Genomic DNA, 16,061 nt, shown 5'->3' on the forward strand with positions numbered 1-16,061 from the left:
GATCAGCGGAGTCGGTCACCCCTGCATCATCGCAACCCATCGTTCCGTCGGCTCGTCGGCCGGGTAGAAAAGCTCGATCGTCAGCTCTTCGAGCGTGACATCGCGGGGTGAACCCAAGGTGGTCAGGGTGCTGAAGAAGGACAAGACCTCGTCGCCGAGTTCCAGCTCGAACGGCACCAGCAGCGAACCCACCTCTCGCGACCTGCCCGACACCTGCCCGCCGTTCAGACCGGACACGGTCGGATACGACGACACCTCGCGTTCGAGCTCGGCGAGTCGTTCGTCGCCGGTGATGCGCACCATCCGACGAAGGAGGTCGAGCAGGTAGGAGGCCCACTCGTCGAGGTTGTGCGTCATCCGCGCGAAGCCGTCGGGGTGCAGCGACACCCGGAACAGGTTGACCGGCCTGGCTTGGAGCTCGTCCGGGAGCAGGGACAGGAGCCGCATCGCGGTGTCGTTGGCCAACACGACGTTCCACGCGCGGTCGAGGGCCATCCCGATGTTGGGGTTGTGCGCGTCGAGCAGTCTCTTGACCTCGCCGCGCACGCGGGTCATCGTCTCCGAGTCGAGGGGCTCCTCGCTGTAGCGCGGTGCGTGACCGGCCGCGAGGAGGAGCGAATTACGTTCGCGCAGAGGGATGTCGAGACGTTCGGCCAGCGCGTGAAGCAGCCCCGGACTCGGGCGGGACTTACCCGTCTCGACGAAGCTGAGGTGCTTCGGCGAGACCCCGACCTCGTAGGCGAGGTCGAGCTGACTGATGGACCGGCGAGACCGCCACTGCTGCAGCAGAGTTCCCACCTCGACGGTCATGGGGTCATCGTAGACAGCTCTCGATCAGTTCGAGTGAGTACGCGATGGTCTGGGCGAGAACGTCTTCGGGCTCGCCGTCGAACTCCTTGCGGGTCGCGGAGACCCGGCCGCGATGGTCGAGTCCGAACCATACGGTTCCCGGTGCGGCCTCGTCGGGTTCCGGCCCCGCCTCGCCGGTCACCGCGACGACGATCTCGGCGTCGAACAGTCGCGCGGTGGTGGCCACCATGGCGCGTGCGGCCGTCTCGCTGACGACGGGCCCTTCGGGCACCTCGAGTAGGCCGAACTTCACGTCCTCGTGGTAGGCGATGACGCCGCCGCGGAACCAGTCCCCCGCCTGCGGGGCCTTGCTCAGCTCGCTCGCGAGGTTGCCGCCGGTCAGCGACTCCGCGACCGCGACGTGCACACCCTGCTCCACGATCGCGTCGGCCAGTCGCGCGCACGTCTCGGAGAAATCGGTCACGTCGGACATCGGTGGCTCGCCTTTCGGTCGGAATCTTCGATCACAGCACCCCGGCGATATCCGGATAGGGCCGAGATCAAACCACTACCTGGTAGGTAGTGGTGCCGGCGTCGGCGATGCGTCACTCTTGGGCCATGACCCAGACCAGCACAGATCGGCCGACCGCCATCCTGATCTCCCCGGCGATGGCCGTGCCGGCGCGGGTCTACCGACGGCTGACGGAGGCACTGACGGGATACGGGCTCGATGTCCGCGTCGTCGCGCGCCGCGGTGTCGAGGAAGGTACAACCCCGCCCTCCCACACCGCCGACTGGTCCTACGAGGACGAGGCCGCCGACCTCGCCGATGCGATCGCCGGCACCCGGGCCGACGTCCCGGGCACGCGGGTCGTCGTGGTCGGGCACAGCCTCGGTGCGCAACTCGCCGCGATGGTCGCCCAGTCGTCGGATCACACGCCCGACGGGATCGTCGCAGTGGGCGCGTCGGTGCCGGCGGTACGCCACTACGGGCTCCGCGGTCTGGCCCTGGGCGCGATCGCCGTGGCCGTCGGGCCCGTATCGGGTGCCGTCGGCCATTGGCCCCGGCAGGGTTTCGGCGGCCCCACGGCCCGAACGCTGATGCGGCAGTGGGCACGTATGGTCCTCACCGGTAGGGCGCCGTTCGCCCTCGACGGCTCGATCGAGACACCGACCCTGGCCATCCGGCTCGATGACGACGAGATCGTCACCGACGGTGCGGCATCAGCGTTCGACGCCGCGTTCTCGCCGGAGTCGATCACCCACTGGCGCTACGACGACGCACGATGCCCGGCGGGCGGCAACACGACGCACATCGGCTGGGTCCGTACGCCCGACGTCGTCGCGCAACGGATCGCGGAGTGGTGGGACTCGCAGGCAACCGGTGCACGGGCAGCCACCGAAGCCGACGCTCAGCGCCGGCCGGGGTAGGTCAGGGCACCCAGGTCCCCGACGTGGACTCGATCCGCTCGCGTGTGCGGGCAGCCGTTCCACGGGCCCACGCCCCCGTCGAGACGAAGGCGAGAACGAGGACCGTAGCGCCACACAGCGCCATGATCAGCCACACCGGGCGGGCGGCGGCGGCGAGCCCGTCGGCGACCGACCCCTCGATTCCGGCGAACGCCACCGCGCCGAACACCGCGACACCGAGCGCGGTGCCGACCTGGCGGCCGGTCGAGGCCATCGCCGACGCCAGACCCGCCTGCGTTCGGGGCATCCCCGAGACCGCCCCGTTGGTGATCGGTGCGTTGAGGAACCCGAAGCCGAGCCCGAAGACCAGATATGCGCCGCCGACGTAGACGAGGGAGGTGTCGTTGCCGAGGCCGGTGAGCATCAGGGCGCCCGCCACCATCCCGACTCCTCCGATCACCATCGGTGTCCGGGCTCCCCGATCGCCCACGAGCCGACCGGCGATGGGCGCGCAGACCACCGACGCCGCCGCCATCGGCAAGGTCATGAGTCCCGCGTGCAGCGGCGACATCTCACGAACCTCCTGCAGGTACAAGGTGTTGAGGAACAGGAAGCCCCCGGTGGCGGCGAAGGCGATGACCGCGCATGCGACCGAGCTCGAGAACGGCGCGCTCCGGAAGAATCGCGGGTCGAGAAGCGGCTCCTCGCGGCGACTCTCGTACGCGATCATCGCGACGAACGCGCCGGCCGACACGGCGAAACACGTGAGCACTCCCGGTGACGTCCACCCCTGGGGGCGTCCCTCGATGATGGCGAAGGTGAGGGTGGCGAGGAGGGTCAGGATCAACACCTGTCCGACCGGGTCCGCGCGGCGAGCGTGCTCGGCCCTCGACTCCGGGACGAATCGCATCGTCAGTCCGAGGGCGAGCAGGCAGACCGGAACGTTGAGCCAGAAGATCGCCTCCCACCCGATCCCGGAGACGAGGGCCCCACCGACGACCGGCCCGAATGCCAGGCTCATGCCGAACGCGGTGCCCCACAGTCCGATCGCCTGCGCACGCTCGCGAGGATCGACGAAGACGTTGGTGACGATCGACAGCGCGACCGGGTTGAGCATCGCGCCGCCGACGGCCTGCAACATGCGTGCCCCGATGAGGACCTCCGGTGTCGGTGCCAGCGAACACAACACCGAGGCGACGCCGAAGGTCACCAGGCCGACCTGGAAGATCCGCTTGCGGCCCAGGCGATCTCCGAGCGATCCGCCGAAGATCAGCAGGCTCGCGATCACCAGCGCATACGCGTCGAGGACCCACTGCAGCTGCGCCGGCGTCGCGCCGAGGTCCGAACTGATCGACGGCAACGCGACATTCACCGCCGACACGTCGAGGCCGACGATGAACAGGCTCAGGCAACAGGTGGCGAGGATGACGAGCCGGTCGCGCCGCGTCAGGGTGCCGTCGGCCGATCGAGCGCGCAACGCAGCGCGTGCGGCGTTCACGACTCGGCCGCCGCGCGGAGGAGATCGAGCAATTCCGCGAGCTGCTGGAGCTGCGCCTCGTCGAGCGCGGCGAACATCTCGGGCGCAGTCGCGGGGTTCGCGGTCACCTCGTCCATCACCCGGCGGCCGGCGTCGGTGATCGTGACGCGCTTACACCGGCCGTCGTCGGCGTCGGCCTCCCGGGTCACGAGCCCGCGGGCGACGAGATCATTGACGATGCCGCTCATGGCCGATGCATCCACACCCATTCGCTCCGCGAGGTCTCGCTGCGTCATCGGCCGCACGGCGACACGGCGGAGCGCGCGGAACCGGCTGAACGGGATGTCGATGACCTCGCTGATGCGGGCACGCGACTGCTTCTCTTGATCCCGCACGAGGCTGTTCATCGCGAACCACACCTCGGTGGTGGTCTGCGAGCGCACGTGGGCGTCCGTTGTCGACATAAAACGATTGTAGTTTTACAACTATCTCTGCGGCAATCATCGAACGTCGGAGCTCCGCCGTACGCTGGGATGCAGCAACGTCGAGCGAAAGCTGAGTCGCATGTCGAAGATCCTCGTCATCGGACACCGCAATCCCGACACCGACGCGATCGGGTCCGCGATCGGCCTGGCACGGCTCGAACAGGCACTCGGAGTTGACGCGGAAGCCGTCGCCCTCGGCTCACCCGGCCCGGAGACGGCCTTTGCGCTCGACCACTTCGGCCTCGCGGCGCCGCGCGTCATCGAGCACGCGAGCCCCCACGACGTGATGCTCGTCGACCACAACGAACGCCAGCAGAGCGTCGCCGACATCGCCGACGTCACCGTCCGCAAGGTGATCGACCATCACCGCATCGCCAACTTCGAGACCGCCGCGCCGCTGTACATGCGAGTCGAGCCGGTCGGATGTACGTGTTCGATCCTCACCCGCATGTACGCGGAGAGCGAGGTCGAGATCCCCGCCGACACCGCCGGGATCATGTTGTCGGCGATCATCTCCGACACCCTCCTGCTGAACTCCCCCACGACCACCGACTCCGATCGCATCGCCGCCGAGGAGCTCGCGACGATCGCCGGCGTCGACCTCGTGGACTACGGGAACCGATTACTCCGCGCCGGAACGGACCTCGGTGACCAACCGGCGTCGTCGATCATCGGACTCGACGCCAAGACCTTCTCGATGGGATCGGCCAGCGTGCGCGTGGCCCAGCTGACCACCGTCGACTCCGACGCCGTCCTCGCCCGCCGCGACGAGTTCTTCGAGGCCATGGCCGCCGAGAGGGAGACCGCGGGCCACAATCTGTTCCTGCTGCTGATCACCGATGTGATCGCCTGCGACTCAGACCTTCTCGTGGTCGGTGAACCCGTCGACGCCGTCGAGCGTGCGCTCGGGATCACGGTTGCCGACGGGCACGCCTTCGGCAAGGGCATCGTCTCGCGGAAGAAGCAGATCGTGCCGCAGTTGACCGAGGAGCTGACGAGCTGAGTTCGCCCGATTGACAGGTCGGACGGTAGCCGCGTTACCACACCGCACCGACAGTCTTGGCGACCGGAAGAACCGACGATATTCGTTGCACGACAACACAATCGCGGGTATTGTCGAACATACATTTCGCACCAGGTGTCGGGGGTGGCCGCCATGAGGGATACCTCGCAGGTGGACGTCGCCGACGAGCCCATCTCGCGTGCCGAGGAACTGGTGGGTGAACTCCACCGGATCACGACCGAACTGCAGGCCGTCGATCTCACGCAGTGCTCAGATGCCGCACTCGTCGATGTCGCGGCCGAGACCGAACGAGCCATCGCTCGACTGGGTTTCGCCGGTGACCGACAGATCGTCGAAGCCACCGAACGCGACCTGCCCCGCAAAACCGGCCACCGCAGCGTCATCCAGTTCATGACCCACCGCCTACGCGTCGCCCACCCCATGCGGCGCCGCGACCAGATGTCAGCGACCGCAACCTTTCCCAGCCTCACCGGCGAACCACTCCCACCCCAGCACCCCACCCTGGCCGAAGCCTTCGCCGACGGACGTGTCGGATCTGCCCACGTGCACGCCGTGCTCGACGTCCTCGACCAGATCCCCCACGCCGTCGACCACGACGTGAAAGTCGCCGCCGAACGACAGATGGCCGAGATCGCCGTCGACCACACCCCCGCCGACATCGCCGCCCTCGGGGCGCGCTTGCTGGCACTCGTGGACCCCGACGGCACACTCGCCGACGACACCGACCGCAAACGCCGCCGCCAGCTGTACGTGAACCGCCAGCGCGCCGACGGCACCGCGAAAATGACCGCCAACCTCACACCCGAACTGCTTGCGCGCGTCACCATGTTGCTTGCCGTGTGGGCCAAACCCGGCATGAACAATCCGGATGACCCCGAATCACCCTGTGGCTCAGTCGAGGATGCCGATCCGGAAGCAGTCGAGGCGGCTGCCGAACGCGATACCCGCACCCCCGCCCAACTCAATCACGACGCCTTCAACGCCCTCCTCAAAGCTGTCCTCGACGACGGCCTGCTGGGCAAGAGCCACCGCGGACTACCCACGCAATTGATCATCAAGGCCGACCTCGACGACCTGGTCCGCGAAGCCGGTTTCGCCACCACCGCCACCGGCACCCTCATCCCCATCACCGACCTCATCAAACTCGCCGCTGACACCCAACCCTGGCTGGCGGTATTCAAAGACGCCACCGCCGTCCCGCTCTACTTCGGCCGCGGCAAAAGGTTGGCCACCCGCGAACAACGCCTGGTGTCCTTCGCCAGACCCGACGGCGAAAGCTGCTCCACCCCCGACTGCGGCATAGCCGCCGCACACGTGGAAATACACCACGCCCAACTGGATTGGGGCCTTGGCGGACTCACCGACATCACCGACCTCGCCCCCGCCTGTCCCAAACACAACCGCCTGGTCGGCGACCAGCCCGGCCAGTACACCACCCGCATGGTTCGGGACGGACCCGACGAAGGCCGCTGCGCCTGGCGGCTCAACGCCGAACCCGGCGCACCACCCAACCCCGAACGCATCAACCGGCGACCCGACATACCCCGCCGATTCGCTGAACAACTGAAACAGGTGCGCACCGATATCCACTGACCCAAACCCGAGTCCGGCGATCAACCGCGCTTCGAGATGCGCCAGATCATCGACCTCCGCAACGCCTCCGACGCCGAAGCCACACTTGCCTCGATACTCCTCGCCGCGGCGTACCCGCGCGGGTGACGCCGAATGGTCTGTGAGCCTTCGTGGCTCGTCGCTTGCGCTCCTCGCACCTCAGGCAGCGAGGGCTATGTCGCGTTCTTTCGGATCAGGGAGCAGAGGTGATGCCCTGACCATGACGGCCCGCGCCGTCGGCGAATCGCGCGGCTCCTGCGACGGTGTCGGAGGCAAGTGACACCATCCCATGGCGCAGCTCGTTGACCATGGCGGCGTCGGTGTCCATGCCCGGCTGCTCGAGGACAGACAGACGATCCTGGCGAAGGCACGTCTGCGGGAACTGTGCGATCTGGGTCGCGAGCTCGACGGCGGCGTCGAGGGATGTCCCGCACGGTACGACCCGATTCGCGAGTCCGATCTGCAGCGCCTCGTCCGCGGCCACCGCGCGCCCGGTGAGGATCAGGTCGATCGCGCGGCTCTCCCCGATCAACCGAGGAAGCCGCACCGTCCCACCGTCGATCAGCGGAACGCCCCAGCGCCGGCAGAAGACGCCGAAGACAGCATCCTCCTCGACGACGCGCATGTCGGCCCACAGCGCGAGTTCGAGGCCACCGGCGACCGCGTGACCGGAGATCGCCGCGATCACCGGTTTGGACAACCGCATCCGGGTCGGGCCCATCGGGCCGTCACCGTCGAACTCCACCCGGTTGGGGGTTCCGTCGGCGATGGCCTTGAGATCGGCTCCGGCGCAGAACGTCCCGCCCTCGCCGTAGAGCACGGCCACCGAGGCGGTTTCGTCGGCGTCGAACCGACGAAACGCGTCGGCCAGGGCATCGGCGGTCGCCCGATCCACGGCGTTGCGGCGGTCGGGACGGTCGATCCCGATGATCCGGACCGGTCCCTGCGGCCGTTCGATCACTCCCGACCCGCCCATCGCCCCTCCGATCGTGGTGAAGACTCAGGTGTTGAAGTACTTGGCTTCCGGATGGTGCAGCACGAACGCATCCGTGGACTGCTCCGGATGAAGCTGCAGTTCCTCCGACAACTGGACACCGATCCGCTCCGGCTCGAGGAGCTCGATCATCTTCGCGCGGTCCTCGAGATCCGGGCAGGCGCCGTAACCGAACGAGAAACGCGCACCACGATATTCGAGGTCGAAGAAGCCCTGTGCGTGCTCGGGATCCTCGCTGTCCATCGACCGGTCACCGAACTTCAGCTCGCTGCGCACGCGCTGATGCCAGTACTCGGCGAGCGCCTCGGTCAACTGCACACCGATGCCGTGCACCTCGAGGTAGTCGCGGTACGCGTCCTCGGCGAACAGCTTGTTCGCGAAGTCGGCGATCGGCTGCCCCATCGTGACGAGCTGGAACGGCATGACATCGACCCGGCCGGCGGCCTTCGCGGCCTCGCGTGACTGGATGAAGTCGGCGATGCACAGGAACCTCGACCGCTGCTGGCGCGGGAACGAGAAGCTGAACCGCACCGGCGCATCGGGATCCGGCTCGGTCAGCACGTGAACGGTGTCACCCTCGCTGACCGCCGGGTAGTAGCCGTAGACGACCGCGGCGTGCTGCAGGATGTTCTCGGTCGCGAGCCGATCGATCCAGTAGCGCAGACGCGGCCGGCCCTCGGACTCGACGAGCTCCTCGTACGAGGGGCCGTCACCGCCGCGGGCGCCACGCAGACCCCACTGGCCGAGGAACAGCGCACGCTCGTCGAGCAGCTGCAGATAGTCGGCGATCGGCACGCCCTTGACGATGCGCGAACCCCAGAAGGGCGGGGTCGGGATCTCGTTGTCGGCGGCCACGTCCGAACGCGACGGCACCTCGACGGGTTCCTCGGCGGCCTTGCGCTTCGCGGCGATGCGCTTGGACCGCTCATGGCGTGCCTTGCGCTCGGCGGTCTTGGCCGCCTCGGCCTTGGCCTCGTCGCTGTCGGGGTCGGGGCCGCCACCGCGCTTGCGCGCCATGATGTCGTCCATCAGTCGCAGGCCCTCGAAAGCGTCACGCGCATAGTGCACGTCGCCCTCGTAGACGTCCGACAGATCGTTCTCGACATAGGAGCGCGTCAGCGCCGCACCACCGAGCAGGACCGGGTACTCGTCGGCGAGGCCCCGCGTGTTGATCTCTTCGAGGTTCTCCTTCATGACGACGGTCGACTTCACCAGCAGACCCGACATGCCGATGACGTCGACCCTCTTGTCGGCGGCGACGTCGAGGATGGTCGCGATCGGCTGCTTGATGCCGATGTTGACAACCTCATACCCGTTGTTGGACAGGATGATGTCGACGAGGTTCTTGCCGATGTCGTGCACGTCGCCCTTGACGGTCGCCAGCACGATACGGCCCTTGCCGTCCTCACCGGTCGCCTCCATGTGCGGTTCGAGGTGCGCCACAGCCGCTTTCATGACCTCGGCGGACTGCAGCACGAACGGCAGCTGCATCTGACCCGAGCCGAAGAGTTCGCCGACGGTCTTCATCCCCGACAGCAGGGTGTCGTTGATGATCGACAGCGGCGGGACCTGGGTCATCGCCTCGTCGAGATCGTCGGTCAGGCCGTTGCGCTCACCGTCGACGATGCGTCGTTCCAGCCGCTCGAACAGTGGCAGCTTGGCCAGTTCCTGGGCGCGCGACTCGCGAGCCGACGCCGCCGAGACACCCTCGAACAGCTCCATCAGCTTCTGCAGCGGGTCGTAACCCTCGCGCCGGCGGTCGTAGACCAGATCCAGCGCGACCTGACGGTGCTCCTCCGGGATGCGCGCCATCGGCAGGATCTTCGACGCGTGCACGATCGCGGTGTCGAGGCCGGCCTGCACGCACTCGTGCAGGAACACCGAGTTCAGCACCTGCCGAGCAGCCGGGTTCAGGCCGAACGAGATATTGGAGATGCCCAGCGTGAAGTGCACGTCGGGATGCGTCTCGTGCAGCCGGCGGATGGCCTCGATCGTCTCGATGCCGTCGCGCCGGACCTCCTCCTGACCCGTGGAGATCGGGAAGGTGAGGGCGTCGATGATGATGTCTTCCTCGGCGAGACCCCAGTTGCCGGTGATGTCGGCGATGAGGCGCTCGGCGACGCTGACCTTCCAGTCCGCGGTCCGCGCCTGCCCCTCCTCGTCGATGGTCAGGGCGACGACAGCCGCACCGTGTTCCACCACGAGTTGCATGATCTTGTTGAACCGCGAATCCGGACCGTCACCGTCCTCGTAGTTCACCGAGTTGACCGCGCAACGACCGCCGAGCGCCTCGAGACCCGCGCGGATCACCTCCGGCTCGGTCGAGTCGAGCATGATCGGCAGCGTCGACGACGTCGCGAAGCGGCTCGCGAGAGCGGTCATGTCCGCCGCGCCGTCACGACCGACGTAGTCGACGTTGAGGTCGAGCATGTGCGCGCCGTCGCGCGTCTGGTCCTTGGCGATGTCGAGGCACCTCTGGTAGTCCTCGGCGATCATGGCCTCACGAAATGCCTTGGAGCCGTTGGTGTTCGTGCGCTCACCGATGACCAGGAAGCTCGCGTCCTGATCGAAGGGAACCGCGGTGTAGAGCGACGACGTCTCCGACTCGTGCTCGGGCGTACGCGTCGCGGGGGTGACCTGCGCGACCGCCTCGGCGACCTGACGGATGTGCTCCGGTGTGGTGCCGCAGCAGCCGCCGACGAAGGACAGTCCGAACTCGCCGACGAACTGGGCCATCGACTCGGCCAGTTCCTCCGGCGTCAGCGGGTACTCGGCACCGTTCGCCCCGAGGACGGGCAGGCCGGCGTTCGGCATGACCGACACCGGGATGCGCGCATGCTTCGACAGGTAGCGCAGGTGCTCGCTCATCTCCGCCGGACCGGTGGCGCAGTTCAAACCGATGAGGTCGACGCCCAGCGGCTCGATCGCCGCCAGCGCGGCACCGATCTCCGAACCCAGCAGCATCGTGCCGGTCGTCTCGACCGTGACGTGGCTGATGATCGGGATCCGGCGACCCACCCGATCCATGGCGCGCTGCGCCGCGATCACCGCGGCCTTCACCTGCAGCAGGTCCTGCGAGGTCTCGATGAGCACCGCGTCGGCGCCACCCTCGAGCATGCCGATGACGCATTCCTGGTAGGCGTCGCGGATCGTGGCGAACGTCGTGTGGCCGAGGCTCGGCAATTTGGTGCCGGGACCCATCGAGCCGAGGACGTAACGGCCGGTGCCGTCGGCGGACGGACCCATCTCGTCGGCGACGCCGCGTGCGATCGCCGTGCCCTTGTAGGCCAGCTCGCGGATGCGGTCGGCGATGTCGTAGTCGCCGAGGTTCGACAGGTTGCAGCCGAAGGTGTTGGTCTCCACGGCGTCGGCCCCGGCCTCGAAGTAGGCGCGATGGATGCCTTCGAGGACGTCGGGCCGGGTGTCGTTGAGGATCTCGTTGCAGCCCTCGAGGTTGTGGAAATCGTCGAGGGTGAGGTCCGCGGCCTGGAGCATCGTGCCCATCGCCCCGTCTCCGATCAGCACGCGCCGCGACATCGACGACAGGAACGTCGTGTCGAAGTCGCTCGGTCGATGGCCGGAGTTTTCGAAGGACATGGTTGACAGCGTAGTTCGCCCTCTCTGCGTGTTCGGTCGTAGGCTGGTTCGGTGAACGCTGAGCAGATGTCGAACCTCCCCCAGCTGCGCAGACCCATTCTGCTCGCGGCCTTCGAGGGATGGAACGACGCCGGGGACGCCGCCAGCAGCGCCGTCGAGCACCTCGCCCTCGAGTGGGACGCTCGTCCGCTCGCCGACATCGACTCTGATGAATACTACGACTTCCAGGTCAACCGTCCCACGGTCAAGCAGGTGGACGGCGTGACCAGGCGTATCGAATGGCCGACGACGTCGATCTCGTACTGCAGTCCGCGCGGCGCCGACCGCGACATCGTGCTGGTCCGCGGCATCGAACCGAACATGCGGTGGCGCGCGTTCTGCGCCGAGATCGTCGATCTGGCCCAGGAGCTCGAGGTCGAGACCACCGTCATGCTGGGCGCACTGCTCGCCGACACCCCGCACACCCGCCCGGTGCCGGTCACCGGGACGGCCTACAGCAGTGAGTCGGCGGCCCGGTACAACCTCGCGGAGAGCCGCTACGAGGGCCCTACGGGCATCACCGGCGTGCTGCAGGACCTCTTCGTGCAGGCAGGCCTGCCCGCCGTGTCCTTCTGGGCCGCGGTGCCGCACTACGTGTCGACCCCGCCCAACCCGAAGGCCACCGTCGCGCTGCTGACACGCGTCGAGGAGGTCCTCGACATCGAGGTCCCGCTCGGCACCCTGCCCGAGCAGGCCGAGGAGTGGGAACGCGCGGTCACCGAGATGACCGAGGACGACGAGGAGATCGCCGACTACGTCCGCGGGCTCGAGGAACGCGGCGACGCCGAGATGGATCCGGACGAGGTGATGGCGAAGATCGACGGCGACGCCCTGGCCGCCGAGTTCGAGCGATATCTGAAGCGTCGCGGCCAGGGGCCGTTCAGCGCGTGACGGCTCCCCGAAAGGCAGCGGCGAGCCGCGCCGCTGCCGTGGGTGCGGTGTGCATGTCCGTCGTGTCGGCCTGCGCCGCCACGTTTGTGACCCGCAACCTCACCTATGATCGCCGGGAGTCGTCCCTCCTCGCCTCGAGCGGGGTGACCTCACGGTCGGTCACCATGCCCGACGGCGCGGTGATCGGCTACGGCGAGGGCCCACCGGGCGGCGCGCCGCTCCTCCTCATCCCCGGACAGCAGGTCTCCTGGACCGACTACGCGTCCGTGCTCGGCGCGCTGTCGGACAACTGGCACGTCTTCGCGGTGGACTGCTTCGGGCACGGTGGGTCCACCAAGGATCCGGCGCACTATCCGGCTCTACGGCAGACCACGGCACTCACCTGGTTCATCGAGTCGGTCGTCGGAACGCCCGCGGTGGTGGCCGGGCACTCGTCGGGCGGGCTCCTCGCCGCACGCCTGGCAGCCGACTCCCCCGACCTGGTCCGCGCCGTCCTCATCGAGGACGCACCGTTCTTCGCCACCGAACCCGACCGCGCACCGGGCACCTTCGCATGGCTCGACGGCTTCCGGCCCATGCACGAGTTCCTGGCCACCCGCCACGACGCGTCGATGACCTGGACGCGCCACTGGGTGCGCCACAGTCACCTACGAACGCTGTTCGGCGACAAGGGCTGGACGCGTCTGGTCCGCGACCCGGTGGAGCGCCGGCTCGACCGCGATCCGCACCGAATCCCGCGTCTCTGGTGGCTGCCGCCGACGATGAACCGGGCCCTCGCCCTGACCGCCTGCCTGCAGGACGGCACCGGCGACTACGACCTCCGCTACGGCGAGATGTTCTACGACAACACGTGGTTCGACGGCTTCGACCAGACCGAGACCCTCACGAGGGTCCGCGCACCCGCGACGCTGCTGCACGCGACCGTGCACGAGCAGGACGGCGTTCTGCTCGGGGCGATGACACACGACGACGCACGTCGTGCCCATGTCCTGATGCCGGACTGCCTACTCGTCGACCGGATCCCGGCCGGGCACGACATCCATCGGCAGCGTCCGGCGCTGTTCGTCGACTCGATCAACGCCCTGAGCGGACGGATCAGGTGAGCGACGGCCCGGGTCAGCCGATCTTCTCGATGGAGACGACCGGCGTGGTGATCCGCCACGTCCGGACGTCGGGATCGTCAGCGGCCCGCACCCAGAACTGAGCCGATTCGCCGAGCCGGCAGGACTTCACCCCGAGCAGCGGGATGTCCTCCGAATCACGGCGCAGCCGACTGACGGTCCAGTCCTCGCTGTCCGTGCCGCCGACACCGGGAGCACGCAACAGCGTCATCTCCCCGAAGTCGAGGAGGTAGGTGGATGTCCGGGTGACCACGGTGAACACCCCGGAGTCGGTGTCTGGTCTGATCTCTTGCACGCGCGCCACGAGAGCACTGTACCCAGAGCGGCCACTCACTGTTCGCCCCGTACAACCCGCCCGACGTTTGCCGGCATCCGGAGAACGCCGGCGACCGGATCAGTCCTGACGGGTCGCCGGGATGCCGAGCAGCGCGTCGACCGCGGCCGCGAGTGTCGCGGGCGCCGCCGCCGACGAGCCGATGCCGCTGCGCACATCGGCGCACCAGGCGTCCACTGCGGCAAGCGCTTTCGGGGTGTCGAGATCGTCGGCGAGATGCTGGCGGACACGCGCGATCACATCTGCCGCGTCGGGTCCGGTGGGTGCGGCGAACGCGGTACGCCACCGGTCGAGACGTTCGACGGCGGTGTCGAGCACCGACTGGGTCCACATGCGGTCGCCGCGGTAGTGGTCGGCGAGCAGCGCCAGACGGATCGCGGCCGGGTCGACGCCCTCGCGTCGCAGAACCGACACGAACACCAGGTTGCCGCGGCTCTTCGACATCTTCTCGCCGTCGAGGCCGACCATGCCGGTGTGCACGTAGTGGCGGGCGAAGCGTCGCGAATCGGTGAGCGCCTCACCGTGGGCGGCCGAGAACTCGTGGTGCGGGAAGATCAGATCGTTGCCGCCGCCCTGGATGTCGAACTCGATACCGAGCCGGTTCAGTGCGATCGCCGAGCATTCGATGTGCCAGCCCGGACGTCCCGGACCGAACGGCGAGTCCCACGAAGGCTCGCCCTCCCGCTTCGCACGCCACAGAAGGGCGTCGAGCGGGTCACGCTTGCCGGCACGGTCGGGGTCGCCGCCGCGCTCGGCGAAGAACCGCGCCATGGTCTCCCGGTCGTAGCCGGACTCGTAGCCGAACTGCTCGGTGGCGTCGGTCCGGAAGTAGACGTCGGGGTACTCCGCATCGTCGACGGTGTAGGCGGCACCCGAGGCGAGCAGCTTCTCGACGACCTCGATGACCTCGCCGATCGACTCGACGGCACCGATGTAGTCGCGCGGCGGCAGCACGCGTAGGGCGGTCATGTCATCGCGGAAGAGCTGGGTCTCCCGCGCGCCGAGGTCGCGCCAGTCGACTCCGTCGCGGTCGGCGCGCTCGAACAGCGGGTCGTCGACGTCGGTGACGTTCTGCACGTAGTGCACGTCGTGTCCCTGGTCCCGCAGGACGCGGTTCACCTGATCGAAGGTCAGATACGTGGCGGCATGGCCGAGGTGGGTGGCGTCGTACGGGGTGATCCCGCAGACATACATGGTGGCGGTCCGTCCGGGGGTCACCGGACGCACCGCACGGTCGGCGGTGTCATAGAGACGAAGGGCAGGCCCCTCGCCGGGTACCTCCGGAAGTTCCACATCGGGCCACGACTGCATGCCGTCCACTGTATTGCCCACGGACCGCGAGGTGTTCACGGCCCGGTCCCAGCCTGCGTGGGCCGGCGACGCGGATCACAGTATGACGTCAGAACGGTGGCCACGGGATCGGCCGGTGCCCCGGCGGGAGTGGCATGGTCTCGCTCTCGGCGATGACGACCGCCCGGACCGTGAGTGCGTCGACCTCGTCGGCGGTGATGTGACGCTGCAGCTCGTCGCGCAGCGTGCACCCGTCGGTCTCCAGCTTCTCCGCCAGTTCGGCAACGTCGGCGACCAGGTGTCCGGGCACCTTCTCCCCCGCCCAACCCCACAGGACGGTCCGGAGCTTGTCTTCGGAGTGCAGGCAGATGCCGTGGTCGATGCCGTAGACACCGCCGTCGAGACCCTCGAGGACGTGGCCGCCCTTCCGGTCGGCGTTGTTCAGGACGACGTCGAGCACCGCCAGGCGCTGGAGTCTCGGGTCGTCGGCGTGGACGAGCACGACGGGTTCGCCGTACGGGTCGTAGGCCTGCAGGACGGCGAAGAAGCCGGTCGGCACCGTGTCGACCGGGCACAGGTCCACCAGGTCGATCCGCGGCTGGTTCTCGACGGGCGGGTGTTCGGTGTTGTCCGGCGTCTCGACCCAGCGCTGGACCATCCCCGGACCGACCGGCCCGTCCCGGTGGATGGTCGTCGGGATGGCACCCCAGCCGAGGGCCTCCGAGATCAGGTACGACGCGACCTCGCGGCCGGCCAACGTGCCGTCCGGGAAGTCCCAGAGCGGGACCTCGCCGCGGATCGGCTTGTACACGCAGCGGACCGACTGTTCGTCGAGCACGGCGTCGCACACCAGGGTGGCGTTGCTCGCCGACGGAATCCGGCCGAGGATGGTCAGCTCACCGTCGCGGAGGATGTCGAGCGATGACACCTCGGTCGGCACCGGGTCCGAGGGCTCGGGTTGCGGACTCGCGGCCTCCGTCGTCAACGACCGTGCCCCTG

13 protein-coding genes and 1 pseudogene are annotated in these 16,061 nt (G+C 68.2%); 5 read left to right on the top strand and 9 right to left on the bottom strand.

Annotated elements, in window-relative coordinates; genetic code table 11:
- Positions 1–15 precede the first annotated feature (15 nt).
- Complete coding sequence (locus tag PWF70_RS12600) at positions 16–810, bottom strand: helix-turn-helix transcriptional regulator (protein WP_035751582.1); 795 nt, start codon at positions 808–810, stop codon at positions 16–18.
- Positions 811–814: 4 nt separating this feature from the next.
- On the bottom strand, positions 815–1,282 hold the full coding sequence (locus tag PWF70_RS12605; RefSeq protein WP_006360409.1) for a CinA family protein: 468 nt from the start codon (positions 1,280–1,282) through the stop codon (positions 815–817).
- A 125-nt stretch (positions 1,283–1,407) separates the two neighbouring features.
- Between PWF70_RS12605 and PWF70_RS12610 the strand changes: the two genes are divergently transcribed.
- On the top strand, positions 1,408–2,220 hold the full coding sequence (locus tag PWF70_RS12610; protein ID WP_042376268.1) for an alpha/beta fold hydrolase: 813 nt from the start codon (positions 1,408–1,410) through the stop codon (positions 2,218–2,220).
- 1 nt (position 2,221) lies between these two features.
- Here PWF70_RS12610 and PWF70_RS12615 read toward each other — a convergent pair whose 3' ends face one another.
- Both PWF70_RS12615 and PWF70_RS12620 read right to left on the bottom strand, forming a co-directional pair.
- Positions 2,222–3,697 carry an MFS transporter gene (locus PWF70_RS12615; RefSeq protein ID WP_035751577.1) on the bottom strand — a complete coding sequence of 492 codons (1,476 nt, stop codon included), beginning with the start codon at positions 3,695–3,697 and terminating at the stop codon, positions 2,222–2,224.
- Complete coding sequence (locus PWF70_RS12620) at positions 3,694–4,140, bottom strand: MarR family winged helix-turn-helix transcriptional regulator (RefSeq protein WP_035751574.1); 447 nt, start codon at positions 4,138–4,140, stop codon at positions 3,694–3,696. The genes PWF70_RS12615 and PWF70_RS12620 overlap by 4 nt, the downstream gene beginning before the upstream one ends.
- Positions 4,141–4,240: 100 nt before the next feature.
- Here PWF70_RS12620 and PWF70_RS12625 point away from each other — a divergent pair, with 100 nt between their 5' ends.
- The gene (locus PWF70_RS12625; protein ID WP_035751572.1) at positions 4,241–5,164 is read left to right on the top strand and encodes a manganese-dependent inorganic pyrophosphatase; all 924 of its coding nucleotides are present in this window, start codon (positions 4,241–4,243) and stop codon (positions 5,162–5,164) included.
- A gap of 153 nt (positions 5,165–5,317) precedes the next feature.
- Positions 5,318–6,904 (top strand): annotated as a pseudogene (locus tag PWF70_RS12630) (DUF222 domain-containing protein).
- A gap of 85 nt (positions 6,905–6,989) precedes the next feature.
- Here PWF70_RS12630 and PWF70_RS12635 read toward each other — a convergent pair.
- Both PWF70_RS12635 and metH read right to left on the bottom strand, forming a co-directional pair.
- Positions 6,990–7,772: a crotonase/enoyl-CoA hydratase family protein gene (locus tag PWF70_RS12635; protein WP_006360415.1), complete on the bottom strand. Its 783-nt coding sequence runs from the start codon at positions 7,770–7,772 to the stop codon at positions 6,990–6,992.
- Positions 7,773–7,796: 24 nt separating this feature from the next.
- Positions 7,797–11,387 carry a methionine synthase gene (gene metH / locus PWF70_RS12640; RefSeq protein ID WP_006360416.1) on the bottom strand — a complete coding sequence of 1,197 codons (3,591 nt, stop codon included), beginning with the start codon at positions 11,385–11,387 and terminating at the stop codon, positions 7,797–7,799.
- 51 nt (positions 11,388–11,438) lie between these two features.
- On the opposite strand from metH, the gene PWF70_RS12645 reads away from it, so the two are divergent.
- Together PWF70_RS12645 and PWF70_RS12650 are read left to right on the top strand one after the other, a co-directional pair.
- On the top strand, positions 11,439–12,317 hold the full coding sequence (locus PWF70_RS12645; RefSeq protein WP_035751570.1) for a PAC2 family protein: 879 nt from the start codon (positions 11,439–11,441) through the stop codon (positions 12,315–12,317).
- A 53-nt stretch (positions 12,318–12,370) separates the two neighbouring features.
- A complete protein-coding gene (locus PWF70_RS12650) occupies positions 12,371–13,420 on the top strand; it encodes an alpha/beta hydrolase (RefSeq protein WP_051405857.1) in 1,050 nt (349 codons plus the stop codon).
- 13 nt (positions 13,421–13,433) lie between these two features.
- Here the strand turns inward: PWF70_RS12650 and PWF70_RS12655 are convergent, their stop codons facing one another.
- From PWF70_RS12655 to PWF70_RS12665, 3 genes are all read right to left on the bottom strand, one after another.
- Positions 13,434–13,742: a hypothetical protein gene (locus PWF70_RS12655; RefSeq protein WP_006360419.1), complete on the bottom strand. Its 309-nt coding sequence runs from the start codon at positions 13,740–13,742 to the stop codon at positions 13,434–13,436.
- A gap of 90 nt (positions 13,743–13,832) precedes the next feature.
- Positions 13,833–15,083 (bottom strand): cysteine--1-D-myo-inosityl 2-amino-2-deoxy-alpha-D-glucopyranoside ligase, encoded by a 1,251-nt coding sequence (gene mshC, locus PWF70_RS12660; protein ID WP_035751706.1) that lies wholly within the window; start codon positions 15,081–15,083, stop codon positions 13,833–13,835.
- Positions 15,084–15,171: 88 nt separating this feature from the next.
- Positions 15,172–16,047: an SCO1664 family protein gene (locus PWF70_RS12665; protein WP_006360421.1), complete on the bottom strand. Its 876-nt coding sequence runs from the start codon at positions 16,045–16,047 to the stop codon at positions 15,172–15,174.
- Between the last annotated feature and the right edge of the window lie 14 nt (positions 16,048–16,061).

The organism is Gordonia sp. Swx-4, assembly GCF_030316175.1.
In the GTDB taxonomy this organism is placed as follows: domain Bacteria; phylum Actinomycetota; class Actinomycetes; order Mycobacteriales; family Mycobacteriaceae; genus Gordonia; species Gordonia alkanivorans.

Coding starts and splice junctions, on each gene's coding strand:
- PWF70_RS12610 (WP_042376268.1), top strand. CDS start 1,408: ATGACCCAGACCAGCACAGATCGGCCGACCGCCATCCTGATCTCCCCG.
- PWF70_RS12600 (WP_035751582.1), bottom strand. CDS start 810: ATGACCGTCGAGGTGGGAACTCTGCTGCAGCAGTGGCGGTCTCGCCGG.
- metH (WP_006360416.1), bottom strand. CDS start 11,387: ATGTCCTTCGAAAACTCCGGCCATCGACCGAGCGACTTCGACACGACG.
- PWF70_RS12650 (WP_051405857.1), top strand. CDS start 12,371: ATGTCCGTCGTGTCGGCCTGCGCCGCCACGTTTGTGACCCGCAACCTC.
- mshC (WP_035751706.1), bottom strand. CDS start 15,083: ATGCAGTCGTGGCCCGATGTGGAACTTCCGGAGGTACCCGGCGAGGGG.
- PWF70_RS12625 (WP_035751572.1), top strand. CDS start 4,241: ATGTCGAAGATCCTCGTCATCGGACACCGCAATCCCGACACCGACGCG.
- PWF70_RS12605 (WP_006360409.1), bottom strand. CDS start 1,282: ATGTCCGACGTGACCGATTTCTCCGAGACGTGCGCGCGACTGGCCGAC.
- PWF70_RS12620 (WP_035751574.1), bottom strand. CDS start 4,140: ATGTCGACAACGGACGCCCACGTGCGCTCGCAGACCACCACCGAGGTG.
- PWF70_RS12635 (WP_006360415.1), bottom strand. CDS start 7,772: ATGGGCGGGTCGGGAGTGATCGAACGGCCGCAGGGACCGGTCCGGATC.